The sequence below is a fragment of the Ottowia pentelensis genome, from assembly GCF_964341695.1.
Genome location: NZ_OZ224513.1, coordinates 2606053 through 2630707 on the forward strand (window position 1 = coordinate 2606053; position 24655 = coordinate 2630707).

19 protein-coding genes and 2 riboswitches are annotated in these 24655 nt (G+C 70.6%); of the genes, 15 read left to right on the plus strand and 4 right to left on the minus strand.

The genetic code is table 11. From position 1 onward, the window contains the following. Positions 1 to 67: 67 nt before the first annotated feature. The 4 genes from ACWHMB_RS12630 to ACWHMB_RS12645 form a co-directional block, all read right to left on the minus strand. Positions 68 to 3328 carry an efflux RND transporter permease subunit gene (locus tag ACWHMB_RS12630; protein ID WP_377478653.1) on the minus strand — a complete coding sequence of 1087 codons (3261 nt, stop codon included), beginning with the start codon at positions 3326 to 3328 and terminating at the stop codon, positions 68 to 70. Between the two features lie 769 nt (positions 3329 to 4097). After that, on the minus strand, positions 4098 to 7238 hold the full coding sequence (locus ACWHMB_RS12635) for an efflux RND transporter permease subunit (RefSeq protein ID WP_447648553.1): 3141 nt from the start codon (positions 7236 to 7238) through the stop codon (positions 4098 to 4100). A 22-nt stretch (positions 7239 to 7260) separates the two neighbouring features. Beyond that, positions 7261 to 8616, minus strand: coding sequence for an efflux RND transporter periplasmic adaptor subunit (locus tag ACWHMB_RS12640; RefSeq protein ID WP_377478657.1), 1356 nt, complete (start codon positions 8614 to 8616; stop codon positions 7261 to 7263). Positions 8617 to 8746: 130 nt separating this feature from the next. Then, positions 8747 to 9571: an undecaprenyl-diphosphate phosphatase gene (locus tag ACWHMB_RS12645; protein ID WP_377478659.1), complete on the minus strand. Its 825-nt coding sequence runs from the start codon at positions 9569 to 9571 to the stop codon at positions 8747 to 8749. A 220-nt stretch (positions 9572 to 9791) separates the two neighbouring features. On the opposite strand from ACWHMB_RS12645, the gene ACWHMB_RS12650 reads away from it, so the two are divergent. From ACWHMB_RS12650 to ACWHMB_RS12720, 15 genes are all read left to right on the plus strand, one after another. Further along, positions 9792 to 10346 (plus strand): DUF6622 family protein, encoded by a 555-nt coding sequence (locus ACWHMB_RS12650; RefSeq protein ID WP_377478661.1) that lies wholly within the window; start codon positions 9792 to 9794, stop codon positions 10344 to 10346. Positions 10347 to 10358: 12 nt separating this feature from the next. After that, positions 10359 to 10679 carry a 2TM domain-containing protein gene (locus tag ACWHMB_RS12655; protein WP_377478663.1) on the plus strand — a complete coding sequence of 107 codons (321 nt, stop codon included), beginning with the start codon at positions 10359 to 10361 and terminating at the stop codon, positions 10677 to 10679. A 7-nt stretch (positions 10680 to 10686) separates the two neighbouring features. After that, a complete protein-coding gene (locus ACWHMB_RS12660) occupies positions 10687 to 11196 on the plus strand; it encodes a monooxygenase family protein (protein ID WP_377478665.1) in 510 nt (169 codons plus the stop codon). A gap of 59 nt (positions 11197 to 11255) precedes the next feature. After that, positions 11256 to 12305 carry a sensor histidine kinase gene (locus ACWHMB_RS12665; protein ID WP_377478667.1) on the plus strand — a complete coding sequence of 350 codons (1050 nt, stop codon included), beginning with the start codon at positions 11256 to 11258 and terminating at the stop codon, positions 12303 to 12305. 5 nt (positions 12306 to 12310) lie between these two features. After that, on the plus strand, positions 12311 to 13144 hold the full coding sequence (locus ACWHMB_RS12670) for a LytR/AlgR family response regulator transcription factor (RefSeq protein WP_377478669.1): 834 nt from the start codon (positions 12311 to 12313) through the stop codon (positions 13142 to 13144). Between the two features lie 153 nt (positions 13145 to 13297). Then, positions 13298 to 14269 (plus strand): TRAP transporter substrate-binding protein, encoded by a 972-nt coding sequence (locus ACWHMB_RS12675; protein WP_377478671.1) that lies wholly within the window; start codon positions 13298 to 13300, stop codon positions 14267 to 14269. Between the two features lie 107 nt (positions 14270 to 14376). Then, positions 14377 to 14871, plus strand: coding sequence for a TRAP transporter small permease (locus ACWHMB_RS12680; protein WP_377478673.1), 495 nt, complete (start codon positions 14377 to 14379; stop codon positions 14869 to 14871). 31 nt (positions 14872 to 14902) lie between these two features. Then, positions 14903 to 16180, plus strand: a complete 1278-nt coding sequence (locus ACWHMB_RS12685) for a TRAP transporter large permease (protein WP_377478675.1) — start codon at positions 14903 to 14905, stop codon at positions 16178 to 16180. 17 nt (positions 16181 to 16197) lie between these two features. Then, positions 16198 to 16295: riboswitch (glycine riboswitch) on the plus strand. 18 nt (positions 16296 to 16313) lie between these two features. Beyond that, a riboswitch (glycine riboswitch) is annotated at positions 16314 to 16429 on the plus strand. Positions 16430 to 16476: 47 nt separating this feature from the next. Then, positions 16477 to 17688, plus strand: coding sequence for a glycine cleavage system aminomethyltransferase GcvT (gcvT, locus tag ACWHMB_RS12690; protein WP_377478677.1), 1212 nt, complete (start codon positions 16477 to 16479; stop codon positions 17686 to 17688). Positions 17689 to 17756: 68 nt separating this feature from the next. Further along, positions 17757 to 18125, plus strand: a complete 369-nt coding sequence (gcvH, locus tag ACWHMB_RS12695; protein ID WP_293225498.1) for a glycine cleavage system protein GcvH — start codon at positions 17757 to 17759, stop codon at positions 18123 to 18125. A gap of 127 nt (positions 18126 to 18252) precedes the next feature. After that, a complete protein-coding gene (gene gcvP / locus ACWHMB_RS12700) occupies positions 18253 to 21144 on the plus strand; it encodes an aminomethyl-transferring glycine dehydrogenase (protein ID WP_377478679.1) in 2892 nt (963 codons plus the stop codon). Further along, positions 21141 to 21632 carry a GNAT family N-acetyltransferase gene (locus tag ACWHMB_RS12705; protein WP_377478681.1) on the plus strand — a complete coding sequence of 164 codons (492 nt, stop codon included), beginning with the start codon at positions 21141 to 21143 and terminating at the stop codon, positions 21630 to 21632. Before gcvP ends, ACWHMB_RS12705 begins: the two co-directional genes overlap by 4 nt. Positions 21633 to 21713: 81 nt before the next feature. Beyond that, complete coding sequence (locus tag ACWHMB_RS12710; RefSeq protein ID WP_377478683.1) at positions 21714 to 22154, plus strand: HIT family protein; 441 nt, start codon at positions 21714 to 21716, stop codon at positions 22152 to 22154. A 17-nt stretch (positions 22155 to 22171) separates the two neighbouring features. Then, positions 22172 to 23182 (plus strand): P1 family peptidase, encoded by a 1011-nt coding sequence (locus ACWHMB_RS12715; RefSeq protein ID WP_377479144.1) that lies wholly within the window; start codon positions 22172 to 22174, stop codon positions 23180 to 23182. Between the two features lie 94 nt (positions 23183 to 23276). Beyond that, positions 23277 to 24638 carry a TAXI family TRAP transporter solute-binding subunit gene (locus tag ACWHMB_RS12720; RefSeq protein ID WP_377478685.1) on the plus strand — a complete coding sequence of 454 codons (1362 nt, stop codon included), beginning with the start codon at positions 23277 to 23279 and terminating at the stop codon, positions 24636 to 24638. Positions 24639 to 24655: the final 17 nt, after the last annotated feature.

The window sequence follows — 24655 nt, forward strand, 5'->3', positions numbered from 1 at the left end:
CCTGCTCCGCGGCCTTCGGACCCGTGTCGATGGCACAGCATCCGGCGCCGAATCCATCGCGGTGACGTTACCCGGGCACCACCGCCTGCGCCAATTGCGCTTCATCGGCGCGGCGGCGGCGCAGCTTGTCCAGCAGCACATAGACCACCGGTGTGGTCAGCAGGGTCAGGAGCTGGCTGGCGATCAGGCCGCCGATGATGGTCACGCCCAGCGGCTGGCGCAGCTCGTAGCCCTGGCCGAAGCCGATGGCCAGCGGCAGCGCGCCCAGGCCGGCGGCCAGGGTGGTCATCAGGATCGGGCGAAAGCGCAGCAGGCAGGCCTCGCGCACCGCCTGCGTGGCCGTGAGGCCGCGCCCGCGCTCGGCGGCCAGGGCGAAGTCGATGATGAGGATGGCGTTTTTCTTGACGATGCCGATCAGCAGAAAGACGCCGATCAGCGCCATGATGGAGAACTCCATGCGCAGCGCCAGCAGCGCCAGCACGGCGCCGAAGCCCGCGCTGGGCAGCGTGGTGAGCACCGTGATGGGGTGGATCAGGCTTTCGTACAGCATGCCCAGCACGATGTAGATCACCACGATGGCGGCCACGATCAGCAGCAGCTGCTGCGACTGCGTCTGCTGCGCCGCCGCGGCCGCGCCGCTGAAGGCGCCGCGCACGTTGTTGGGCATGCCGATGGCGTCCACCGCCTCCAGCACCGCTTGGCGGCCCTGCTCGATCGAGACGCCGTCGGCCACATCGAACGACAGCGTGGACGACAGCTCGCCGCCGTCATGAAACACGCTGGTGGGCACGGCGCGCTCCGAGAACTGCGCGAACGCCGACAGCGGCACCATCGAAGCGGCCGCCGTCGAAATGGGCTGCCCCACCGAGGCATTGCGCAGGCCCGGATTGGCCGAGGTGCCGGCTGCGGCCGTGCCGTTTGACGTCGTGCTGCTGCTATCGCGGGCCGCGGGCGCCGGCGCCGCCCTGGCCGGCACCTGCACGTCGTTCAGCACCACGGGTGCCTGGGCGTAGCGCGGCGCCCACTCCATCACCACCGAATACTGGTTCAGGTCGCTGTACATGGTGGCCACCTGGCGCTGGCCGAAGGCGTCGTACAGCGCGGCGTCGATGCTGCCCAGCGGCACGCCCAGGCTGGTGGCCTTGCCGCGGTCCACCTGGACGAAGGTTTCGACCCCGTTGTCGCTCTGGTCGTCGTCGACGTCGGTCAGGCGCGGATCGAGCTTCATCTGCGCCGCCAGCTTCAGCACCCAGGTCTTCAGGTCGGCCTGGTTGTCGGCCTTGAGCGTGAACTGGTAGGTGCTGTTGCTGCTGCGCCCGCCCATGCGCAGTTCCTGCACCGGCCCCAGGAACACGCGCAGCCCGGTGATGCGCCCCAGCTGCGGGCGCAGCCGGTTGATGACGGCGCGCGTGCTGTCGCCCTGGGCGCGCTGCGCGGGCGGTTTGAGCGCCGCGGACAGAAAGCCGCCACCCGCGCGCGAGCCGCCCGAGAACGCCACCACCGTACCGATGGCCGGATCGGCGCGGATGATGTCCACCGCCTGCTGCAGCTTGTCGGCCATGGCGGCCGATGAAATGCTCTGGTCGGCGCGCAGCCCGGCAATCAGCTGGCCGTTGTCCTGCTCGGGGAAAAAGCCCTTGGTGATGCGCGTGAACAGATAGCCGTTCAGGCCCACCACCACCGCCAGCACCAGCACCACCAGCCAGGGCGAGGCCAGCGACCAGTCGAGCGAGCGCGCATAGGTGCGCATCAGCCAGCGCTCGCCGCCCTGCAGCCAGGCGCCCAGGCGCGCGCGCAGGCGGCCGGCCGCCGATCGGCGCTGCGGCGCCGGCGCGTCGCCCGCCGGCAGCAGCATGGCGCACAGCATGGGCGTGGTGGTGAGCGAGATCACCAGCGAGATGCCCACCGCGCTCGACAGCGTGACCGCGAACTCGCGGAACATCCGCCCCACCTGCCCGCCCATGAACAGCAGCGGAATGAACACCGCCACCAGCGACACGCTGATCGTCAGCACCGTGAAACCCACCTCGCGCGCGCCCTCCAGCGCGGCGCGCACGCGCGTCTGTCCGCGCTCGAGGTGGCGCGAGATGTTCTCCAGCACCACGATGGCGTCGTCCACCACGAAGCCGGTGGCCACGGTCAGCGCCATCAGGCTGAGGTTGTTGAGCGAATAGCCCAGCGCGTACATCACGCCGAAGGTGCCCAGCAGCGACACCCCGGTGGCCACCGCCGGAATCACCGCCGCGCGCAGGTTGCGCAAGAACAGCCCCACCACGGCCACCACCAGCAGCACCGCGATGACGAGGGTGATCTCGACCTCGGACACCGAGGCGCGGATCGAGCCCGTGCGGTCGATCGCCACCGCCAGCTCGATGTCGGGCGGCAGTTGCGCGCGCAGCTGCGGCAGCAGCTCGTCGATGGCGTCGGCGGTGGCGATCAGGTTGGCGCCCGGCTGCTGCGTCACGCTGACCACGATGGCCGGTTCGCCGTTGAACATGCCGCGCGTGCGCGTGTCCTGCACGCTGTCGATCACGCGCGCCACCTGATTCAGGCGCACCTCCTGCCCGTCGCGCAGGCCCACGATCAGGCCGCTGTAGTCGGCCGCGCGCAGGCCGGGCGGCGGGGTCAGCACCTGCAGCGCGCGGCCGTCGTCGGCATCGCCCACCTCGACCACGCCCTTGGGCCGGTTGGCGTTGTTGGCCTGGATGGCGGCACGCACGTCCTCGGCGCTGATGCCCAGGCTGGCCAGCGCGAACGGGTTCAGTTCGACCCGCACCGCCGGCAGCGAGCCGCCGCCCAGTTCCACGTCGCCCACGCCTTCGACCTGCAGCAGGCGCTGGCTGACGATGTTGCTCACCGCGTCGTAGATCTGGCCCGGCGTGCGCGACTTGGAGGTCAGCGCCAGGATCAGAAAGGGCTGCGCCGCCGGGTTGGCCTTGCGGTAGGTCGGGTTGGTGCGCAGGTTGGCCGGCAGGTCGATGCGCGCGGCGTTGATGGCCGCCTGCACGTCGCGTGCGGCGCTGTCGATGTTGCGGTTCAGGTCGAACTGCAGCACCACGCGCGACGAGCCGGTGCTGGAGCTGCTGGTCATCTCGTTGACGCCGGCGATGGTGCCCAGCGTGCGCTCCAGCGGCGTGGCGACGGTGCGCGCCATGTCGGCCGGCGAGGCCCCGGCCATGCGCGCGCTGACGAAGATGACCGGAAAGTCCACCGCCGGCAGCCGCGCCACCGGCAGCGCAAAAAACGCCGCGATGCCCGCCAGCGCCAGGCCGAGCGTGAGCAGCACGGTGGCGATGGGGCGCTGGATGAAGGGGCGCGAGAGGTTCATGCGCCCTCCCCGACTTCACTCCCTCGCCCCTTTGGGGAGAGGGTGGGGGTGAGGGGCCAGCGGCGCTGGATGCGCTGTCGGCCGGGATATGCGCCCGGCGGCGCAGTCCCTTTCTTTGTCTCGCCAAAGAAAGGAACCAAAGAAAAGCGACCCCAAGTCTGCGACCCCTGCGCTTCGCTTCGGGGCAAACCTGCGTCACGGCGCTTGCGGGGTGCGCCGCAGAACTCACTGCGCGCTGGCGCGCTCCGTTCAGACAACCGCGGCGAGTCAGTCCACGAAGCGCGTGCATCCTGCGGTGCACGCGCCACCCCGCAAACACCGCGCCGCAGGCGCAGCCACAGGGGTTTTGATGCGGGCCATCGCTGCGCTCGGCCCCGGCTTTGAACTCCCCTCTGGCCGTGCCGAGAAGCGCAGCGGCTGGGGCGGGCATGGGCAGCGCAGCATGCCCATGCTTCGTGCTCTGACTTGCTGCGGTTGTCTGAGCGAAGTGAACGCAGTGAACGAAGCGAGTTCCGCAGCACCGCCCCAGGCGCGAGCATCGCAGGTTGCCCGCAGCGAAGCGAAGGGACGCGGCCAGTGGGGTCGCCTTTCTTTTGCCTTCTTTTCTTTGGCGACGCAAAGAAAAGAAGGTGCGCCGCCGGGCGCACATCCCGGCCAGCGGAAGACAGCAGAGTCAAACGAACTTCAAACGACAGCGAACGATCCAACGCCAGCTGCCCCTCACCCCCACCCTCTCCCCAAAGGGGCGAGGGAGTAGGCCCCCCGCGCATCACGGCTCCGCCCCCTGCGCACCATCCAGCTCGACATCGCCCAGCCGCTTGACCCCACCGCCCAACCGATCAAACCAAAGATAGATCACCGGCGTGGTGAACAGCGTCAGCAACTGCGACAGCACCAGCCCGCCGAAGATGGCGATGCCCAGCGGGCGGCGCAGCTCGGCGCCGTCGCCCCAGCTCAGCATCAGGGGCACGGCGGCGGCCAGCGCCGCCAGCGTCGTCATCAGGATGGGGCGAAAGCGCAGCAGCGCGGCCTGGTGGATGGCCTCCAGCGCCGGCTTGCCCTCCACGCGCTCGGCCTCGATGGCGAAGTCGATCATCATGATCGCGTTCTTCTTGACGATGCCGATCAAGAGCACGAGGCCGATGATGCCGACCACGTCCAGCGGGTGGCCGGTGACCCACAGCGCCAGCAGCGCGCCCACGCCCGCCGACGGCAGCGTGGACAGGATGGTGAGCGGGTGCACGTAGCTCTCGTACAGCACGCCCAGCACGATGTACACGCACACCACCGCCGCCAGGATCAGCCACAGCTGGTTGGCCAGCGACTTCTGGTAGGCCCCCGAAGCGCCGGTGAAGCGCAGCGTGATGCTGGCCGGCAGGCCCTCGGCCGTGGCCGCCGCGCGGATGGCCTGCACCGCCGCGCCCAGGCTGACGCCGGGCGCGGTGTCGAAGCCGACGGTGGCGGCCGGGTACTGGCCCACGCGCGTGATGCGCAGCGGCGCCGGCTCCTCCACCACCTGCGCGAACGAGGCCAGCGGCGTGGTGCCGCCGCCGCTGGTCTTGACCGGCAGCTCGCGCAGCGTGCGCAGGCCGGCGGCGTCGGCCTGGGCGGCCTGCAGGATCACGCGGTACTGGTTGGTCTCGGTGAAGATGGTGGAGACGATGCGCTGGCCGAAGGCGTTGTACAGCGTGTTGTCCAGCGCGCTGGCGGTCACGCCCAGGCGCGCGGCGGTGTCGCGGTCCACCCGCACCATGGCGGCCAGGCCGGTGGCGCCGGCGTCGGTGGTGGCCTGGCGCACTTCGGGCAGCTGGCCCAGGCGCCGCGCCAGGCGCTGCGCCCACTGGTTGACCAGCGGCGTGTCCACGCCCTCCAGGTCGAAGCGGAACTCGGTCGGGCCACTGTCCGAATCGATGGTCAGGTCTTGCGTGGGCTGCAAGAACAGCGCGACGCCCGCCACCTGCTGCGCCACCTGCTGGCGCAGGCGCTGCATGATGGCGGCCTGCGAATCGCCGAACAGCGTGCGCGCGCGCAGGTTGACCACCAGTCGCCCCGACGACAGCGCGGTGTTGTTGGCCGCGTCCACCCCCACCACCGAGCTGACCGACTGCACGGCGGCATCCTGCAACACCACGCGGGCCACGGCCGCCTGCAGCGCCAACATGCGCTCGAAGGACACGTCGGGCGCGGCCTGCACCTGGCCCTGCAGCTGGCCCGTGCTCTGCGTCGGAAACAGCCCCTTGGGCATGCCCCAGTACATGAGGCCCGTGACCACCAGCGTGGCCAGCGCCACCGCCAGCGTCAGCGGCTGGTGCGCCAGCACCCAGCGCAGGCCGCGGTCGTAGCGGGCGATGGTCCAGTCCATGCGCGCCTGCACCCAGGCGCCCAGGCGGCCGTGCACGGCATCCAGCGGCTCCAGCATGCGCGCCGACATCATGGGCACCAGCGTGAGCGAGACCAGGGCCGAGAACAGGATGGTGATGGCCAGCGTGACGGCGAACTCGCGAAACAGCCGCCCGATCACCTCCTGCATGAACAGCAGCGGAATCAGCACCGCGATCAGCGAAACTGTGAGCGAGATGATGGTGAAGCCGATCTCGCCCGCCCCGTCCAGCGCCGCTCGCAATGGCGTCTTGCCCATTTCCCGATGCCGGGAGACGTTCTCGATCATCACGATGGCGTCGTCCACCACGAAGCCGGTGGCGATGGTCAGCGCCATCAGGCTCAGGTTGTTGAGCGAATAACCCAGGCCGTACATGGCGGCCATCGTGCCCAGCAGCGAGATCGGCACGGCAATCGACGCGATCAGCGTAGCGCGCGCGCTGTGCAAAAAGGCAAAGATCACCAGCACCACCATCACCACCGCCAGCAGCAGCTCGATCTGCACGTGCTCGACCGAGGCGCGGATGCCCAGCGTGCGGTCGGTCAGCACCGTCAGGTGCACGCTTTGCGGCAGGCCCTGCTCCAGCCGCGGCAGCTGCTGCTTGATGGCGTCGACGGTGGCGATGACGTTGGCGCCGGGCTGGCGCTGCACGTTGACGATGATCGCCGGTGTGAGCCCTGCCGCCGCCGCGCTGCCCTTGATGGCGGTCCACGCGCCCAGCCGGTCGTTCTCCGAGCCGTCGACCACCTGCGCCACGTCCTTCAACCGCACCGGCGCGCCGGCCACGTAGGCGATGATCAGCTCGCGGTACTCGGCCGCGCTCAGCAGCTGGTCGTTGGCGTTGATGGTGTACTGGCGCTTGGGCCCGTCGAAGCTGCCCTTGGCGCTGCTCGAATTGCCCGCGCTGATGGCGCTGCTGACGCTGTCCAGCCCCAGGCCCATGGCGGCCAGCGCGTCCAGGTTGGCCTGCACCCGCACGGCCGGCCGCTGGCCGCCCGCCAGCGTCACCAGGCCCACGCCGCTGATCTGGCTGATCTTCAGCGCCAGCCGCGTGTTGACCATGTTCTGCACCTCGGTCAGCGGCAGGCTGTCGGACGTCACGGCCAGCTGCAGGATGGGCGCGTCGGCCGGGTTGACCTTGGCGTACACCGGCGGCGCCGGCAGGTCGGCCGGCAGCAGCGAGCCGGCGGCGTTCATCGCCGCCTGCACCTGCTGCTCGGCGGCGTCCATGCCCAGGTTGAGCGCGAACTGCAGCGTGATCAGCGACACCCCGGCGCTGCTGACGCTGTTCATGCGGTCCAGCCCCGGCATCTGGCCGAACTGCTGCTCCAGCGGCGCGGTCACGGTGCGGCTCATCACGTCGGGGCTGGCGCCGGGGTACAGCGTGCGCACCTGGATGGTCGGGTAGTCCACCTGCGGCAACGCCGCCACCGGCAAAAAGCGCAGCGCCACCAGCCCGGCCAGCACGATGGCCAGCATGAACAGCCCCGTGGCCACCGGGCGCTGGATGAACAGGCGCGAGACGTTCATCGCCAGTCAGCGTGGTGTGGTCTCAGCGCGTGGCCGACGGGGCCGTGGATGCTCCCGATACAGGAGCTGACGCCGCAGAGCCGGCGGGGGCCGAAGCCCGATTTCGCTTGAAATCGCGCGGCGCGGACGCCCCCGCCGCGGGCGCCGAGGCGCCGGCGCGTCGCCCGCCCGCCGGCGCGTCGCCGGCCAGTTGCACGCGGCCGCCGTCCTTCACGCGGTCGCCGCCCTCGGTGACGACCTGCTCGCCCGCCGCCAGGCCCTGGGCGATCAGGATCTGGTCGACCGTGGCCAGCCCGCGCGTCACGGGCCGCATGTGCGCCGTGTGCTGCTCGTCCACCACGTACACGTAGTCGCCCTGCGGGCCGGTGCGCACGGCGGTGACGGGCACCAGCACGCCGGACTCGGTGCCCAGCTGCAGGCGCGCGTTGACGAACTGGTTGGGAAACAGCTGGCCGTCGGCGTTGGCGAAGCGCGCCTTGGCGCGCACCGTGCCGGTGGCGGTGTTGATCTGGTTGTCCAGCGTCAGGAACACGCCCTCGGCCAGGGTGTGGCTGCGTGCGCGGTCCAGCGCCTGCACCGGCAGCTGGCCGGCGCGCTGCGCCGCGCGCACGGCCGGCACGCGGTCTTGCGGCACCGAGAACAGCACGTCGATCGGCGCCATCTGCGTGATGGTGGCGATGGCCGTGCCGCTGGGGTTGACCAGGTTGCCCGGGTCGACCGCGCGCAGGCCGATCACGCCGTCGATGGGCGCGCGCAAGGTGGTGAAGCCGACGTTCAGCTCGGCCGCGCGCTCGCTGGCGCGGTCGGACTCGACCACGCCCTCCAGCTGCTTGACCAGCGCCGCCTGCGTGTCCACGTCCTGCCGGGCGATGGAGTCCTGCTCCCACAGCCGCTGGTAGCGCCCCAGCGTCAGGCGCGCGGCGGCCAGCTGGGCCTCGTCCTTGGCGCGCTGCCCGCGCGCCTGCGCCAGCGTCTGCTCGTAGGGCCGCGCGTCGATGCGCGCCAGCACCTGGCCCTTGGCAACCTTCTGCCCCTCGGTAAACAGCACCTGCGTCAGCACGCCCGACACCTGCGGCACCAGCGCGGCGGCCATCGGCGGCGTGACGGTGCCCAGCGCGTCGATCAGCACCGGCAGCGTGCCCTGCACGGCGCGCGTGGCGCCCACCGTCACCCCGCCGCCGCCGCCGCCACCGCCGAATCCGCCACCCGGGCCGCGCGGCGCCCCGGCCGACGGGCCAGCGGCCGCCGGCGTCTTCGCGCGCTGCACGAGGTACACCGCGCCGGCCACCATGGCCGCGATCAGCAGCAGCGTCAGCGCCGCGCCCAGCCAGCGGCGGCGTGCGGGAGGCGGCGGGGCGGGGCTCGGGTCAGCGGTCATGCAGGGGCATCCATGGATGGAAAGCACGCGCAGCCGGGGCCCGCGCAGCGCTCATCGTAGCCGCCCGGCTTGCACGCCCGGTCGGCGGGCGATGAAGAAATGTAAAGCGCGGAGCCGCCGCTGCGGGCCTTCAGTCGGCCCACGCCACCCAGCCCATGGACCAGGTCAGCAGCACGATCAGCCCGAACACGATGCGGTACCAGGCGAAGGGCACGAAGCTGTGGTTGGCGATGTAGCGCAGCAGCCAGCGCACGCAGATCCAGGCGCTGACGAAGGACAGCAGCAGGCCGACGCCGAACAGCGGCGCGTCGGCCCAGGACAGCAGCGCGCGCTCCTTGTAGAGCGAATACACGCCGGCGCCGATCAGCGTGGGAATGGCCAGGAAGAAGGAAAAATCGGTCGCCGTCTGGCGCGACAGCCCCAGCAGCATGCCGCCGATGATGGTGGCGCCCGAACGGCTGGTGCCCGGGATCATGGCCGCGCACTGCGCCAGGCCGACCTTCAGCGCGTCCAGCGGCGTCATGTCGTCCACGCTCTGCACCCGCGCCGCGCTGGGCGGCCGGCGCTCGGCCCACAGGATGACGAAGGCGCCCAGGATGAAGGTGGCGGCCACCACCGGCGCGGTGAACAGGTGCGCCTTGATGGCCTCGCCGAACAGCAGGCCCAGCACCACGGCGGGCAAAAAGGCGATCAGCACGTTCAGCGCAAAGCGCTGCGCCGACCGGCTGCTGGGCAGCGCGACCAGCGTGCCCCAGATCTTGTGCCAGTAGACGATCACCACCGCCCCGATGGCGCCGGTCTGGATGGCGATGTCGAACACCTTGGCCTTGGCGTCGGCAAAGCCCAGCAGGCTGCCCGCCAGGATCAGGTGGCCGGTGCTGGAGATGGGCAGAAACTCGGTCAGGCCTTCCACCACGCCCATCACGGCGGCCTTCAGCAACAACAGCGTGTCCACGCGCAATCCCTTCAAGCTGCTACAGCATCTGTAGCTTCGGGCGGCGATTTTAGGGTGACCGGTGGCCCGGCGCCGACAGATTCGCGCCAGCCTGGCGCATTTCGTCGGCCGCCGGGGCGCTTGGCGCCGCCGCCGCGCATTCCATCGCATGGCGCTGGCGCGCCCGGTCGGCGGCCGGCAGCATCGGGCCATTCCTTCCACCCACCACCGGAGATCGACCATGCTGCTCACCACCCTGCTCAGCCAACACCCCGAAGCCGCGCTCGACATCGTGCGCGGCACCCCCGCCTGGGTCGGCGCCCTGCTGGCCGCGCTGATCGTGCTGGGCCTCTCGGCCACGCGCGCGCGCAGCGCCAGCCCGGCGCGCCTGGCGCTGCTGCCGATGGCCATGCTGGGCCTGGCGCTGTGGGGCGTGCAGTCGGCCTTTGCCACCAGCGGCCGCCTGGCCGAGTTGCTGGCGCTGTGGGCCGTCTGCTTTGCCGCCATGCTGGCGCTGGGCCTGCGCGGCGCGGCACCGGCCGGCACCCGCTGGAACGCCGCCGCGCACCGCTTTCACTTGCCCGGCTCCTGGGCGCCGATGGCGCTGATCGGGGGCGTGTTTCTCATCAAGTACACCGTCGGCGTGCAGCTCGCGCTGGAGCCCGCGCTGGCGCGCGATGCCGGCTTTGCCCTGGCCGTCACCGGCGTGTACGGCCTGCTGTCGGGCTGGATCGCCGCACGCACGCTGCGCGTGCTGCGCCTGCAGAAGTCCGCCGCCCCCCTCGTTGCCGCCTGAACGGAGTCCATCATGTCCCGCCACGACCGCGATTTCGATGCACTGCCCGCCGGCCCGGCCGGCGACGAAGCCGCCCGCGAGCGCCTGGCGCGCAAACGTGCCGGCGCCAAGATGGGCTGGACCGTGCACGCCCTGGTCTACGTCGGCGTCAACGCCGGGCTGGCGCTGATCTCCTGGCACAGCGGCCAAGACTGGTTCGTGTTTCCGCTGGCCGGCTGGGGCCTGGGCCTGGCCATCCACGGCGCGGTGGTGTGGCTGAGTGCCGGCGGCGCGGGTTTGCACGAGCGCCTGCTGCAGGCCGAACGTGCCAAGCTTCGGCGCCATACTGAATGACAACGCCATGAAACCCTCCGCCAACCGACGCACCGTGGACCTGAGCGCCTGGCCCGACCTGGTCGTGGTCTACCTGGGCATGCGCGTCAACGCCCTCGCTGGCCTGAAGACGCTGCTGGGCTTCGGCCCCAAGATCGCCGGCTCGGTGCAGGCCCGGCCCGACGGGCTGCTGCAGCACGAGAACTTCCTGTTCTCGCTATGGCCGCCCCACGCCGGCATGCGCCAGTACTGGCGCGACTTCGAGTCGCTGGAAGCCTGGACGCGCTCCGACCCGCACCGCATCTGGTGGCAGCAGTTTCTGCACGACTCGGGCGGCACCGGCTTCTGGCATGAGAGCTACCTGAGGCGCGGCGGCATGGAGGCGGTGTACATCGACATGCCGCAGGACGTGGGTTTTGCGCGCTTCGCGCCGCAGCGCGCCGCGCGCGGCGCCATGTTCTCGGCGCGCACGCGCTCGGGACAGGCCGGCCAGGCCGCCACGGCGGCGCCGGTGCGCGAGCAGGAGCTGAATGGATGAGCACCGCCGGGCCGCCCCAAGGTGCTCGCAGCGCAGGCCGTCAGGCCGAAGGTCCTCCCATGCGCCGAACCTTCTGGCTCGATGTGCTGCGCCACGGCCTGCAGGTGCTGGTGTTCTGCTGCCTGATCGCGGTGTTCACCAGCCTGATCTGGCCGCAGGCGGGCTACGGCGTGCAGCTGGTGCACTCGATGTCGATCGGCATGCTGATCTGGGCGGTGATCGAGTTCGGCCGCCTGCTGGTGCCGGCCGAGCACTGCCACCGCGACCCCAGCCGCCCCGGCCACGGCTGGCCCAAGGGCTGGCGCGGCGTGCTGCTGACCCTGGTGGGCATCGCCGTGGGCTACGTCGGCGGCAACCGGCTGGCCGCGGCGCTGCTGGGCGAAACCGTGACCTACGCGCCGCGCGACCAGGTGATCGGGCTGGCGATCGCCATCGTGGCCGGCCTCGTCGCCAGCTTTTACTTCTTCACGCGCGGGCGCCAGGCCGCCCTGCAGGCCAGCATCGCCGCCGCCGAGCGCGACGCGGCCGAGGCCCGGCTGATGCTGCTGCAAAGCCAGCTGGAGCCGCACATGCTGTTCAACACCCTAGCCAACCTGCGCGCACTGATCGGCGTCGACCCCGCGCGCGCCCAGCACATGCTCGACCGGCTGGACGGCTACCTGCGCGCCACGCTGGGTGCCTCGCGCGCGCCCCAGCACCCGTTGGCCGACGAGTTCGATCGCCTGCGCGACTACCTGGAGCTGATGGCCGTGCGCATGGGCCCGCGGCTGGCCTACACGCTCGAGCTGCCCGCCGCGCTGCGCGATCGGCCCGTGCCCACCCTGCTGCTGCAGCCGGTGGTCGAAAACGCCATCCGCCACGGACTGGAGCCCTGCGTGGCGGGCGGGCGCATCGAGGTGGCGGCGCGGCGCGAGGCGGATGCGCTGATCCTGACGGTGCACGACACGGGCGCCGGCTTCGATCCCGACGCGCCGCCGCGCGCCGGCCACTTCGGCCTGGCGCAGGTGGACGAGCGCGTGGCCTCGGCCACCGGCGGCCAGGGCCGCGTCGACATCCAGTCGCAGCCCGGCGCCGGCGCCACCGTGCGCATCACCTTGCCCATCACCTGAGCCCCATGCCCACCGCCCTGATCGCCGAAGACGAACCCCTGCTGGCCGCCGCACTGCAGACCGAACTGGCGCGCGCCTGGCCCGAGCTGCAGGTCGTCGCCACCGTGGGCGACGGCGCCAGCGCCGTGCGCGAGGCGCTGCGCCTGCAACCCGACGTGCTGCTGCTGGACATCCGCATGCCGGCCCTGAGCGGGCTGGACGCCGCCGCCGAGCTGGCCGACGCCTGGGACACCGCCGCCCACCCCTTCCCCGCACTGGCCTTCGTCACCGCCTACGACCAGTACGCGCTGCAGGCCTTCGAGACGCAGGCGCTGGACTACGTGCTCAAGCCCGTGCAGCCCGCGCGGCTGCAAAAATCGGTGCAAAAACTGCGTGCAGCGCTTGACCAGCGGGCGCAAACTGCTATTCAATCGGGAGCAAACGACGACAGCCCGCTGCAGGCCACGGCCGAGCAGCTGCAGCGCCTGCTGGCCACGCTGCAGCCCGCGCCGCCGGCGGCGCCCCTGCTGCGCCAGTTGCCGGTCAGTCCGGCCGGCGCGGGCGGCAACACCATCCGCATGGTGCCGGTGGCCGAGGTGCTGCTGCTGCAGGCGGCCGACAAGTACGTGCGCGTGGTCACCGCCAGCGGCGAACACCTGCTGCGCACGCCGCTGAAAGAGCTGCTGCCGCAGCTCGACCCCGAGCAGTTCTGGCAAATCCACCGCGGCACCGTGGTGCGCGCCGACGCCATCGACACCGTGCAGCGCGACGAGGCCGGGCGCCTGCACCTCACCCTGCGCGGCCACGCCGAAGCGCTGGTGGTCAGCCGCCTGTTCGCGCCGCGCTTCAAGGCGCTGTAGGCCCGCGCGGGCAACCCTGTGTCCATCATGGGGAAATGCGGGAAAACCCCGTAAAACTTTTGGCGCTTGCGCCACCATAATGGCCCTCGCACCCGGCGCGCACGCAGCGCGCCTTTTGTTGCCCCCTTCGACCCCTTGCAGGAGCCTGTCCCCATGAAATTTCGTTCCCTCGCCCTGGGCCTCGGCCTCGCCTTCGGCCTGATGGCCACCGCCGGCGCGCAAACCGTCATGCGCATCAACATCTCCACCGCGCAGAACTCGCACCAGGGCGTGGCCATCGACGTCTTCGCCAAGGAGGTCGAGCAGCGCACGGGCGGCCGCTACAAGATCCAGACCTTCTACAACGGCTCGCTGGGCGGCGAGCGCGAGTCGATCGAGGCGGTGCAGCTGGGCACGCACGAGCTGACCTTCACCTCCAGCGGCCCGATCCCCAACTTCGTGCCCGAGACGCAGATCCTGGACGTGCCTTTCCTGTTCCGCGACAAGGCGCACGCGCGCGCCGTGCTCGACGGCCCGATCGGCCAGGAGCTGCTGACCAAGTTCGACGCCAAGGGCATGAAGGGCCTGGCCTGGGCCGAGAACGGCTTTCGCAACATGACCAACAGCAAGCGCGACATCAAGGAGCCGGCCGACGTCAAGGGCCTGAAGATGCGCACGATGGAAAACCCGGTGCACATCACCGCCTACAAGGCGCTGGGCATCATCACCACGCCCATGGCCTTCCCCGAGGTGTTCACCGCGCTGCAGCAGGGCACGGTGGATGGGCAGGAGAACCCGCTGTCGGTCATCATCTCGGCCAAGTTCGACCAGGTGCAGAAGTACCTGTCGCTCACCGGCCACGTGTACTCGCCCTGCATCTTCCTGATGAACAAGGGCGCGTTCGACAAGCTGAGCGCGGCCGACAAGCAGGCCTTCCTCGACGCCGCCAAGGAAGGCACCAAGGCCAACCGCGCCCGCGTGGACGAGGACGATGCCAAGGGCGTCGAGCTGCTGCGCAGCAAGGGCATGCAGGTCGACACCGAGGTCGACAAGCCGGCCTTCGTCAAGGCCCTGGCGCCGGTCGAGGCCGACTTCGAGAAGAAGTTCGGCAAGGCCAACATGGAACGCATCCGCAACTACAAGTAAGCGGCGCGCGGCACTCGCGACGCCCCATCGAATGCTACGTTTAAGATAGCTTCCAGCGCCCGTCCGCCCTGCGCGACGGGCTTTTTTTATTTGAAAGCACAAGAATCATGAAAGCGCTTGTCTTGACGCTGGAGGGCTGGACCACGCGCATCGCCATGGCGCTGGCCTGCGTGATGCTGGTCATCGCCTCGGCCCTGGGCGTGTTCCAGATCTTCACCCGCTTCGTGCTGGAGCAGCCCGCCGAATGGAGCGAGGTGCTGATCCGCTTCTCGCTCATCTGGATGGTGTTTCTGGGCATTCCCATGGCCTTTCGCCAGGGCGCGATGGTGAGCGTGGACGCGCTGTACCGCGCCGCGCCCGATCGGCTCAAGCGCGTGCTCGATCTGATCGTCGCGCTGGCCGCGCTGGTGTTGATGCTGATCATCCTGTGGTGGGGTGCCGACTACGCCATCCGCGGCGGCGTGCAGACCGTGGCCGGGCTCGAATCGGTCACCATGTTCTGGGCCTACGTGGCGATGCCGGTGGGCGCCGTGTTCTCGCTGCTGGGCATCGTGGCCAACTACCTCGATCCGCGCCGGATGGAGCTGGAGACGGCGCAATGAAGGCCTGCACCGCACACACCGGGGAGCGCGCATGACCAGCGCCATGCTCATCACCATGATCCTGGGCTTTGCGCTCAGCGTCTCGGTCGCGGTCTCGATCGGCCTGGCCGCCATCGTCGGCATGCAGGTGGTGCACGCGCCGATGCTGATCTCGGTCAAGGAGATGTTCAACGCGCTGAACAAGTTTCCGCTGGCCGCCATTCCCTTCTTCATCCTGGCCGGCAACCTGATGGAAACCGGCGGCATCTCGCGCCGCCTGGTCGACTTTGCCAAGAGCATCGTCGGCGGCGTGCAGGGCGGCCTGCCGATGACCTGCGTGCTCACCTGCATGATCTTTGCCGCCGTCTCGGGCTCGTCGGTGGCGACCACCTTTGCCATTGGCGCCATCCTGATTCCGGCGCTGCTCAAGCACGGCTACCCCATCACCTGGGCCGCCGCGCTGCAGGCCACCAGCGCCGAGCTGGGCGTGATCGTTCCGCCCTCGATCCCGCTGATCCTCTACGGCGTCGCCGCCGAGGTGTCGATCGGCGAGCTGTTCATTGCCGGCTTTGGCCCGGGCGTGCTGATCAGCGGCGCGCTGATGCTGTTCGTGTGGCTGTACTGCAAGTGGAAGGGCTGGGGCCAGCAGGACGGCGACGGCCGCCTGGGCCTGTGGAGCGCCACGCGCAAGGCCGCCTGGGCGCTGCTGATGCCGGTGGTCGTGCTGGGCGGAATCTACGGCGGCGTGTTCACCCCCACCGAGGCCTCGGCCGTGGCCGTGGCCTACGCGCTGGTGGTGGGCGTGGCGATCTACCGCGAAATCGGCGTGCGCGACCTGTACGCCGTGCTGCGCAAGTCGGTCATCTCGTCGGCGGTGATCATGTTCATCATTGCCAACGCCGGGCTGTTTGCCTTCCTGATCACGCGCGCCGGCGTGCCCGAGGCCATCGGCCACTGGCTCGAGGCCAACCTGCGCTCGCCGCACTGGTTCTTGCTCGGCGTCAACGCCGCGCTGTTCCTGATTGGCATGTTCATCGAGACCAGCGCCGCCATCATCGTGCTGGGCCCCATCCTGGCGCCGGTGGCCGCGCACTTCGGCGTCGACCCGGTGCACTTCGGCCTGATCATGGTGGTCAACCTGGCGCTGGGCATGATCACGCCGCCCTTCGGCGTCAACCTGTTCGCCGTCTGCACCGTGGCGCGCGTGTCGCTGGACAAGATCATCCGCGACCTGATCCCCTTCGTGCTGGTCATCCTGGCCTGCCTGATGGTCATCACCTACGTGCCCTGGATCTCGCTGGCGCTGCGCGATCTGGTCTACGCCAAATAGCCCGTAAAATCGCGCCCTGTCAGGAGAGCGCGCCCCCGGCCTCGACCCGAGGTCGGTGCGGCGCCGCCGAAGGCGCGCGGCAACAGGCCCAAACGCTCAGGCAAAAGGACTGGCAAACGCCCGGGCGACCGGGCGCCACCGGGCTGGAGAGAGAAGGCGGCGCCGCATTCGGGCCTTGCCTTCCACCGAAGGAGCAAGTGCGGCATCGCCCGCATGAATCTCTCAGGTAAAGCGGACAGCCGGGCATGCTCGCAAGCCACAATGCTTGCGCGACTTCCCTTTCATGGAGACAGCGCATGTCCGACACCGCCGATCTGCTCAAGACCCCGCTGCACGAGCTGCACCTCGAGCTGGGCGCCCGCATGGTGCCCTTTGCCGGCTATTCGATGCCGGTGCAATACCCGAGCGGCCTGATCGCCGAGCACAAGCAGACGCGCGAGAGCGCCGGCCTGTTCGACGTCTCGCACATGGGCCAGCTGCAGCTCGTCGGCCCCGACGCCGCCGCCGCGCTCGAGTCGCTGATGCCGGTCGACGTGATCGGCCTGGCCCCGGGCAAGCAGCGCTATGGCCTGCTGCTGACCGACGATGGCACCATCATCGACGACCTGATGTTCGTCAACCGGGGCGAGCCGAGCACCGCCGGGCCGCCCCAAGGTGCGAGCGCCCCCTCGGGGGGCCGCTACCCAAGCGCAGCGGGGGAGCGTGGGGACGGTCATTTGTTCCTCATCGTCAACGGCGCCTGCAAGGCGGGCGACATCGCCCACATCCAGGCGCGCATCGGCACGCGCTGCCAGGTCCGGCCGCTGCCCGAGCAGGCCCTGCTGGCCCTGCAGGGCCCGCAGGCCGTCACCGCGCTGCAGCACCTGGTGCCCGGCGTGCAGGCCCTCGTCTTCATGACCGGCGGCGACTTCGACTGGCAGGGCGCGCCGCTGTTCATCACCCGCAGCGGCTACACCGGCGAGGACGGCTTCGAGATCTCGGTGCCGGCCGCGCGGGCCGAGGCGCTGGCGCGCGCCCTGCTGGCGCAGCCCGAGGTCAAGCCCATCGGCCTGGGCGCGCGCAACTCGCTGCGGCTGGAAGCCGGCCTGTGCCTGTACGGCAACGACATCGACACCAGCACCACCCCGATCGAGGCCGGCCTGAACTGGGCCATCCAGAAGGTGCGCCGCACCGGCGGCGCGCGCGCCGGCGGCTTTCCCGGCGCCGACCTGGTGCTGGGCCAGCTCGACGGCAGCCGCAAGCTCGAACGCCAGCGCATCGTCCTGGCCGCCAAGGAGCGCGTGCCGGTGCGCGAACCCGCCCCGCTGGAGAACCTGGACGGCCAGACCATCGGCCAGGTCACGAGCGGCCTGCTCAGCCCCACGCTGGACCGCCCCATCGCCATGGCCTACGTCAAGCCCGGCTACGCCACCCTCGGCACCGAGCTGTTCGCCATGGTGCGCGGCAAGCCCGTGCCCATGGAGGTGGTGGCCCCGCCCTTCGTGCCCACGCGCTACCACCGCGTCTGATGTCGAGGCAAAAGCCCGACGCAGTGACCGTCTCATTTTTCCGGACCACCGATTTTTCAGGAGCAAACATGAGCCTCAAATACACCGAAGACCACGAATGGATCCAAGTCGAGGGCGACATCGCCACCGTCGGCATCACGGCGCACGCGCAGGACGCGCTGGGCGACGTGGTGTTCGTCGACCTGCCCACCGTGGGCCAGGGCTACGCGCAGAAGGAGACGGCCGGCGTGGTCGAGAGCGTGAAGGCCGCGGCCGACGTGTACATGCCGATCAGCGGCGAAGTCACCGAGGTCAACGAGGCCCTGCGCGCCGAGCCCAGCCTGGCCAACAGCGACCCGCTGGGCGCGGGCTGGTTCTTCAAGGTCAAGCTGTCCGACCCCGGCCAGCTCGACGCGCTGATGGACGAGGCGGCCTACGCCGAGTTCAGCAAGGACTGAGCGCCTGCCCAATGTCACGCACGCGGTTTGATCTGCGTGCGATTTTTATGCCGAATCGGCCGCTAGCGCCCATCCCATAGGCGTCAAAAGCTCCTGAATTTGAAGCAATCTCGTCGTTTGCCCCGCCATGAGCCACCCTGCCCTGCACGATCTTGAAAACCCCGGCGAGTTCATCGCCCGCCACATCGGCCTCACGCCCGAGGACGAGCGCCAGATGCTGGCCGTCATCGGCGAGCCCTCGGTCGACCGGCTGATCGACTCCATCGTGCCGCGCTCCATCGCGCGCGCCGGGCCGATGAACCTGCCCGCGCCGGTGACCGAGGCCGGCGCGCTGGCCGAGCTGAAGGCCATCGCGGCGCAAAACCGGCACCAGATGAAGAGCTTCATCGGCCAGGGCTATTACGGCACGCACACACCGGGCGTCATCTTGCGCAACGTGCTGGAGAACCCCGCCTGGTACACCGCCTACACGCCGTATCAGGCCGAGATCTCGCAAGGCCGCATGGAGGCGCTGGTCAACTTCCAGACCATGGTGACCGACCTGACGGGCATGGACATCGCCAATGCCTCCATGCTGGACGAAACCACCGCCGCCGCCGAGGCCATGACGCTGGCGCGGCGCTCGGTCAAGGCCAAGGGCAACGCCATCGTGGTGTTCGGCGATGCGCACCCGCAGACCATCGAGGTGATGCGCACGCGCGCCGCGCCGCTGGGCCTCGTGCTCAAGCTGGCCAACAGCGCCGCCGAATGGGACGCCGCCCTGGCGCAAGACGACTACTTCGCCGCCCTCATCCAGTACCCCGCCAGCAGCGGCTGGCTGATGGACTGGACGGACGAGGTCAAGAAGATTCAGGCCAAGGGCGCGGCCGCCATCTTCGCCGCCGACCTGCTGGCCCTGGCCCTGCTCAAGTCACCCGGCGAGATGGGCGCCGACATCGTGGTCGGCAGCACGCAGCGCTTGGGCATGCCCATGGGCGCGGGCGGCCCGCACGCCGCCTACATGGCCTGCAAGGACGCCTTCAAGCGCTCGCTGCCCGGGCGGCTGGTGGGCGTCAGCGTGGACGCGCACGGCCACACCGCCTACCGCCTGGCGCTGCAAACGCGCGAGCAGCACATCCGCCGCGAAAAGGCCACGTCCAACATCTGCACCGCGCAGGTGCTGCCCGCGGTGATTGCCAGCATGTACGCGGTCTACCACGGCCCGGCCGGCATCCGGCGCATCGCCGAGCGCACGGCGCGCCTGGCCGCCATCCTGAAGGCCGGCCTGGCGCAGCTGGGCTACACCCACGGCCACCACGACAGCGCCTTCGACACGATCAGCCTGAAGACCGACGACGCTACGGATACGATAGCTGCCCGCGCCGTGCAGATGGGCGCCAACCTGCGAAAAGCCTGGGACGTCTTCCTGTGCATCGCGCTGGACGAAACCCACACCCGCGCCGATGTCGAGCTTTTGTGGCGCATCTTCGCCGGCGATGGCAAAAAGCTGCCCGACTTCGCCGCGCTCGAACGCAGCGCGCCCGACCTGATCCCTGCCGCGTTGCGCCGCACCAGCGCCTACCTCACGCACCCGGTGTTCAACACGCACCACAGCGAGACGGCCATGCTGCGCTACATCCGCCAGCTGTCCGACAAGGACCTGGCGCTGGACCGCAGCATGATCCCGCTGGGCAGCTGCACCATGAAGCTGAACGCCACCAGCGAGATGATGCCCATCACCTGGCCCGAGTTCGCCCACGTGCACCCCTTCGCGCCGCCCGACCAGCGCCGCGGCTACCAGCGGCTCAACGACCAGCTGTGCCAGTGGCTGGCCGCCATCACCGGCTACGCGGGCGTCAGCCTGCAGCCCAACGCGGGCTCGCAAGGCGAATACGCGGGCCTGCTGGCCATCAAGGCCTGGCACGCCGCGCAGGGCCAGGCGCAGCGCGACGTGTGCCTGATCCCGGCCAGCGCGCACGGCACCAACCCGGCCAGTGCGCAGATGGCGGGGCTGAAGGTGGTGGTCACCCAATGCGACGACAACGGCAACGTCGACATGCAGGATTTGCAGGCGCAGTGCGAAAAGCACAGTGCGAATCTCGCCTGCGTGATGATCACCTACCCCAGCACGCACGGCGTGTTCGAAACCCAGGTGAAGGAGCTGTGCCAGATCGTGCACCGCCACGGCGGCCGCGTGTACGTGGACGGCGCCAACCTCAACGCCCTGGTCGGCCTGGCCGCGCCGGGCGAATTCGGCGGCGACGTCAGCCACCTCAACCTGCACAAGACCTTCTGCATCCCGCACGGCGGCGGCGGCCCCGGCGTGGGCCCGGTGTGCGTGGTGCAGGACCTGGTGCCCTACCTGCCCGGCCACCACGAAGGCGGCGTGGCCGGCGGCGTGGGCGCGATCAGCGCGGCGCCTTATGGCAATGCCTCCGTTCTTCCAATCTCCTGGATGTACATCCGCATGATGGGCGCCGAAGGTTTGAAGCACGCCACCGAGGCCGCCATCCTCAGCGCCAACTACATCAGCAAGCGCCTGAAGGACCATTACCCCACGCTGTACGCCAGCGCCAACGGCCACGTGGCGCACGAGTGCATCCTGGATTTGCGCCAACTGAAAGACAGCAGCGGCGTGATGGCCGAGGACGTGGCCAAGCGCCTGGCCGACTATGGCTTTCACGCGCCCACGCTGAGCTTTCCCGTCGCCAACACGCTGATGGTCGAGCCCACCGAGAGCGAGCACCTGGCCGAGCTGGACCGCTTCATCGACGCCATGATCGCCATCCGCGCCGAGATCCGGCAGGTCGAAAGCGGCGCCTGGCCGCCAGACGACAACCCGCTCAAGAACGCCCCGCACACCGCCGCCAGCCTGCTGACGGCCGGCTGGTCCCACCCCTACCCGCGCGACGTGGGCGGCGCGCTGGCGCAGCAGCATCCGGGCAGCGTCAAGTACTGGCCGCCCGTGGGCCGGGTCGACAACGTCTATGGCGACCGCAACCTGTTTTGCAGCTGCGTGCCGCTGGACGAACTGGCGTGAGTGCGGCTACCGTGCAGGTGCGCCGCGTCGACTACCGCGACGCGGCCGATGGCGCGGCCCTGGTCGAGCTGCTCGACGCCTACGCCATCGACCCCATGGGCGGCGGCCAGCCGCTCCCGCCCGAGGTGCGCGCCACGCTGTGCCAGCGCCTGGCGCAGGTGCCGCTGGCCGCCAGCTTCATCGCCTGGCTGGGCGATGAGGCGGTGGGCCTTGTCAACTGCTTCGAGGGCTTTTCCACCTTCAAGGCGCGGCCGCTGCTGAACGTGCACGACATCGTGGTGCGCCCCGCCCACCGCGCGCGCGGCGTCGGCCAGGCCCTGCTGGCCGCGGCCGAGCGGCATGCGCAAGAGCGCGGCTGCTGCAAGCTGACCTTGGAGGTGCTGTCGGGCAACGCCCGCGCGCTGCGCAGCTACCAGCGCTTCGGCTTCGCGCCCTACGTGCTGGACCCGCGCGAGGGGCAGGCGCTGTTGATGCAGAAGTGGTTGTGAGTGGCCCGTGTCCGACGCGCCCTCATCGTTTCAGCGGCTGGCGCGCGGACTATATTCAGGGCCTTGCCAGGAGCGCCCTATATGCCTGAATTCATCGACACCTCGCCCGCCGGCGAATGCATTTTCTGCAAGCTCGTGCAGGGACAGATTCCCGCGGCCAAGGTCTTCGAGGACGAACTGACCCTGGCCTTCATGGACCTGGGCCAGGTCAACCCCGGCCACGTGCTGGTGGCCAGCAAGCGCCACGCGGCCACGCTGTTCGACCTCACGCCGGCCGAGGCCGGCGCCGTGATGCAGACCGCCCGGCGCGTGGCGCTGGCCGCGCGCGCCGCCTTCGCACCCGAGGGGCTCAACCTGTTCCAGGCCAACGGTGCCGTGGCGGGGCAAACCGTGGCGCACTTCCACATCCACGTGCTGCCGCGCCACGCGGGCGACGGGGTCGACCTGGCCTGGCCGCGCAAGGACCCGGGGCCGGCCGCCTTGAACGAATACGCCGCGCAGCTGCGGGCTGTCCTGAAGTGAGCACGCCCGACGCCGCCATGCCCGCGCGCGCCGACGCCATCACCGACGTGCGCGGCATCCAGGTCGGCCAGCACAGCGATGCGCGCCGCCCCACCGGCTGCAGCGTGGTGCTGGCGCAGGGCCCGGATGACGGCGGCGCGGTGGCCGGAGCGGACGTGCGCGGCGCCGCGCCCGGCACGCGCGAAACCGACCTGCTCGACCCCGCCAACCTGGTGCAGCAGGTGCACGCCGTGCTGCTGTCGGGCGGCAGCGCCTGGGGGCTGGACGCCGCCGCCGGCGTGATGCGCTGGCTGGAAGAGCACGGCCGCGGCCTGCCCGTGGGCAGCGCGCCCGGGCAGCGAGTGCCCATCGTGCCGGCGGCCGTGCTGTTCGACCTGCACGTGGGCGACGCGCGCATCCGCCCGGGGGCCGAGGCCGGCTACGCGGCCTGCCAGGCCGCCAGCGGCGCGCCGCCCGCGCAGGGCAACGTGGGCGCGGGCGCCGGCGCGGTGGTGGGCAAGCTGTTCGGCATGGCCTGCGCCATGAAGGGCGGCATCGGCACGGCCAGCGTGCGCGTGGGCGAGGTCACCGTGGGCGCGCTGATCGCCGTCAACGCGCTGGGCGACGTGGTGGACCCGGACACGGGCGCGCCGATTGCCGGCGCACGCACACCCGACGGCCGCGCGCTGCGCCACAGCGTGCGCGCCCTGCTGGCGGGCGAGGCGCCGCAGGCCATCCTGGCCGGCAGCAACACCACCATCGGCGTCATCGCCACCGACGCGCCGCTGTCGAAGGCGCGCGCCCAGCGCCTGGCCGGCGCCGGCCACGACGGGCTGGCGCGCGCCATCCGCCCGGTGCATACGATGAGTGACGGCGACACGCTGTTCGCCTTGTCCACCGGCCATGCGCCGGCGATCGACTTCAACGTGCTGTGCGCCATGGCCGGCGAGGCGGTGGCGCGCGCCTGCGTCCACGCGGTGCGCGCGGCGCGTGGGCTGCGGGTGGATGATGTGTGGCTGCCGTCCGCTTCGGATTTGCAAGCGCCGTAGGCTGGGTTAGCGCAGCGTAACCCAGCTTGGGCCCACGCACAGCCGCTGGGTTTCGTGCCTCAACCCAGCCTACCAACACCCACTGCACCCCCCCATGCGCCGCCTCACCCTCGTCCTGCTGTCCATCCGCGACCTGCTGGTCAGCGCCGGGCCGGTGCTGCTGCTGGCCGTGGGCCTGCTGGTGGCCGCCTACTGGTGGCTGCAGCCGCAGCCGCCCAAGACCGTGCGCCTGGCCACCGGGCCCGAGGGCAGCGCCTATGCCGCCTTTGGCCGGCGCTACGTGCAGGCGCTGGCGCGCGAGGGCATCACGGTGCAGCTGATCGCCACCGAGGGCTCGGTGGCCAACCTCAGGCTGCTGCAGGACGGCGGCGCCGACGTGGCCTTCGTGCGCGGCGGCAGCGGGGCGGCGCCGCTCACCGCCGGCGCCTCGGCCGCCGCCAGCGAACCCGCCGCGGCGGCCGACCCCAGCGAGTCGCTGCAATCGCTGGGCGCGCTGTTCTACGAGCCGCTGTGGATCTTCATGCGCCAGGACGGCCAGGCCGCGCCCGGCATGCTGGCGCAGCTCAAGGGCCTGCGCGTCAGCGTCGACCAGGCCGGCAGCGGCGTGCCGGCGCTGATGCAGCGCCTGCTGACGGCCAGCGGCCTGGCGGCCGACGCGGTGCAACTGCGCGAGCAGGACGCGCGCAGCGCCGCCCAGGCGCTGCTGGCCGGCCAGCTCGACGCCGTGGTGCTGACCAGCGCGCCGCAGTCGCCGGTGGTGCGCGAGCTGCTGCGCACGCCCGGCATCGCCCCGCTGGAGCTGGCGCAGGCCGATGCCTACACGCGGCGCTTTCCGTTTCTGCGCACCGTCACCCTGCCGCGCGGCGTGGCCGACCTGGCGGCCGACGTGCCGCCGCACGACATCACGCTGTTGGCGGCCACCACCTCGCTGCTGACGCGCGAGCAGACCCACCCCGCGCTGCGCCAGCTGTTCGCGCAGGCGGCGCAGGGCATTCACGGCCGCGCGGGCTGGCTCAACGGCGCGCGCGAATTTCCCAACACCCGCACCAGCGAGCTGCCCGTCAGCCCCGAGGGCGACCGCGCCATCAACGGCACGCCGCCGTTCTGGCAGCGCTGGCTGCCGTTCTGGGCCAGCAACCTGGTGCAGCGCATGTGGCTGGTCATCGGCGGCCTGATCGTGCTGCTGCTGCCGCTGTCGCGCGTGGTGCCGCCGCTGTACACCTACCGCGTGCGCCAGCGCGTGTTCCGCTGGTACGCGCGGCTGCGCCAGATCGAGACGCGCGCGCAGGACCCGCGCGTGCCCGCCGCCGAACTGCTGGACGAGCTGGACGAGCTGGACCGCGTGGCGCACCACATCGCCGTGCCGCTGGCGCACGCCGACGAGCTGTATGCCCTGCGCGACCACATCGCCACGGTGCGCCAGCACATCCGGGTGCTGCGCAAGGATTCGACATGAAAAGTGGCTGTGGCGCC

Bases quoted from the DNA above. Each gene is read 5' to 3' on its own strand.
- ACWHMB_RS12630 (WP_377478653.1), bottom strand. From the start codon at position 3,328: ATGAACCTCTCGCGCCCCTTCATCCAGCGCCCCATCGCCACCGTGCTG.
- ACWHMB_RS12635 (WP_447648553.1), bottom strand. From the start codon at position 7,238: ATGAACGTCTCGCGCCTGTTCATCCAGCGCCCGGTGGCCACGGGGCTG.
- ACWHMB_RS12640 (WP_377478657.1), bottom strand. From the start codon at position 8,616: ATGACCGCTGACCCGAGCCCCGCCCCGCCGCCTCCCGCACGCCGCCGC.
- ACWHMB_RS12650 (WP_377478661.1), top strand. From the start codon at position 9,792: ATGCTGCTCACCACCCTGCTCAGCCAACACCCCGAAGCCGCGCTCGAC.
- ACWHMB_RS12655 (WP_377478663.1), top strand. From the start codon at position 10,359: ATGTCCCGCCACGACCGCGATTTCGATGCACTGCCCGCCGGCCCGGCC.
- ACWHMB_RS12660 (WP_377478665.1), top strand. From the start codon at position 10,687: ATGAAACCCTCCGCCAACCGACGCACCGTGGACCTGAGCGCCTGGCCC.
- ACWHMB_RS12665 (WP_377478667.1), top strand. From the start codon at position 11,256: ATGCGCCGAACCTTCTGGCTCGATGTGCTGCGCCACGGCCTGCAGGTG.
- ACWHMB_RS12670 (WP_377478669.1), top strand. From the start codon at position 12,311: ATGCCCACCGCCCTGATCGCCGAAGACGAACCCCTGCTGGCCGCCGCA.
- ACWHMB_RS12675 (WP_377478671.1), top strand. From the start codon at position 13,298: ATGAAATTTCGTTCCCTCGCCCTGGGCCTCGGCCTCGCCTTCGGCCTG.
- ACWHMB_RS12680 (WP_377478673.1), top strand. From the start codon at position 14,377: ATGAAAGCGCTTGTCTTGACGCTGGAGGGCTGGACCACGCGCATCGCC.
- ACWHMB_RS12685 (WP_377478675.1), top strand. From the start codon at position 14,903: ATGACCAGCGCCATGCTCATCACCATGATCCTGGGCTTTGCGCTCAGC.
- gcvT (WP_377478677.1), top strand. From the start codon at position 16,477: ATGTCCGACACCGCCGATCTGCTCAAGACCCCGCTGCACGAGCTGCAC.
- gcvH (WP_293225498.1), top strand. From the start codon at position 17,757: ATGAGCCTCAAATACACCGAAGACCACGAATGGATCCAAGTCGAGGGC.
- gcvP (WP_377478679.1), top strand. From the start codon at position 18,253: ATGAGCCACCCTGCCCTGCACGATCTTGAAAACCCCGGCGAGTTCATC.
- ACWHMB_RS12710 (WP_377478683.1), top strand. From the start codon at position 21,714: ATGCCTGAATTCATCGACACCTCGCCCGCCGGCGAATGCATTTTCTGC.
- ACWHMB_RS12715 (WP_377479144.1), top strand. From the start codon at position 22,172: ATGCCCGCGCGCGCCGACGCCATCACCGACGTGCGCGGCATCCAGGTC.
- ACWHMB_RS12720 (WP_377478685.1), top strand. From the start codon at position 23,277: ATGCGCCGCCTCACCCTCGTCCTGCTGTCCATCCGCGACCTGCTGGTC.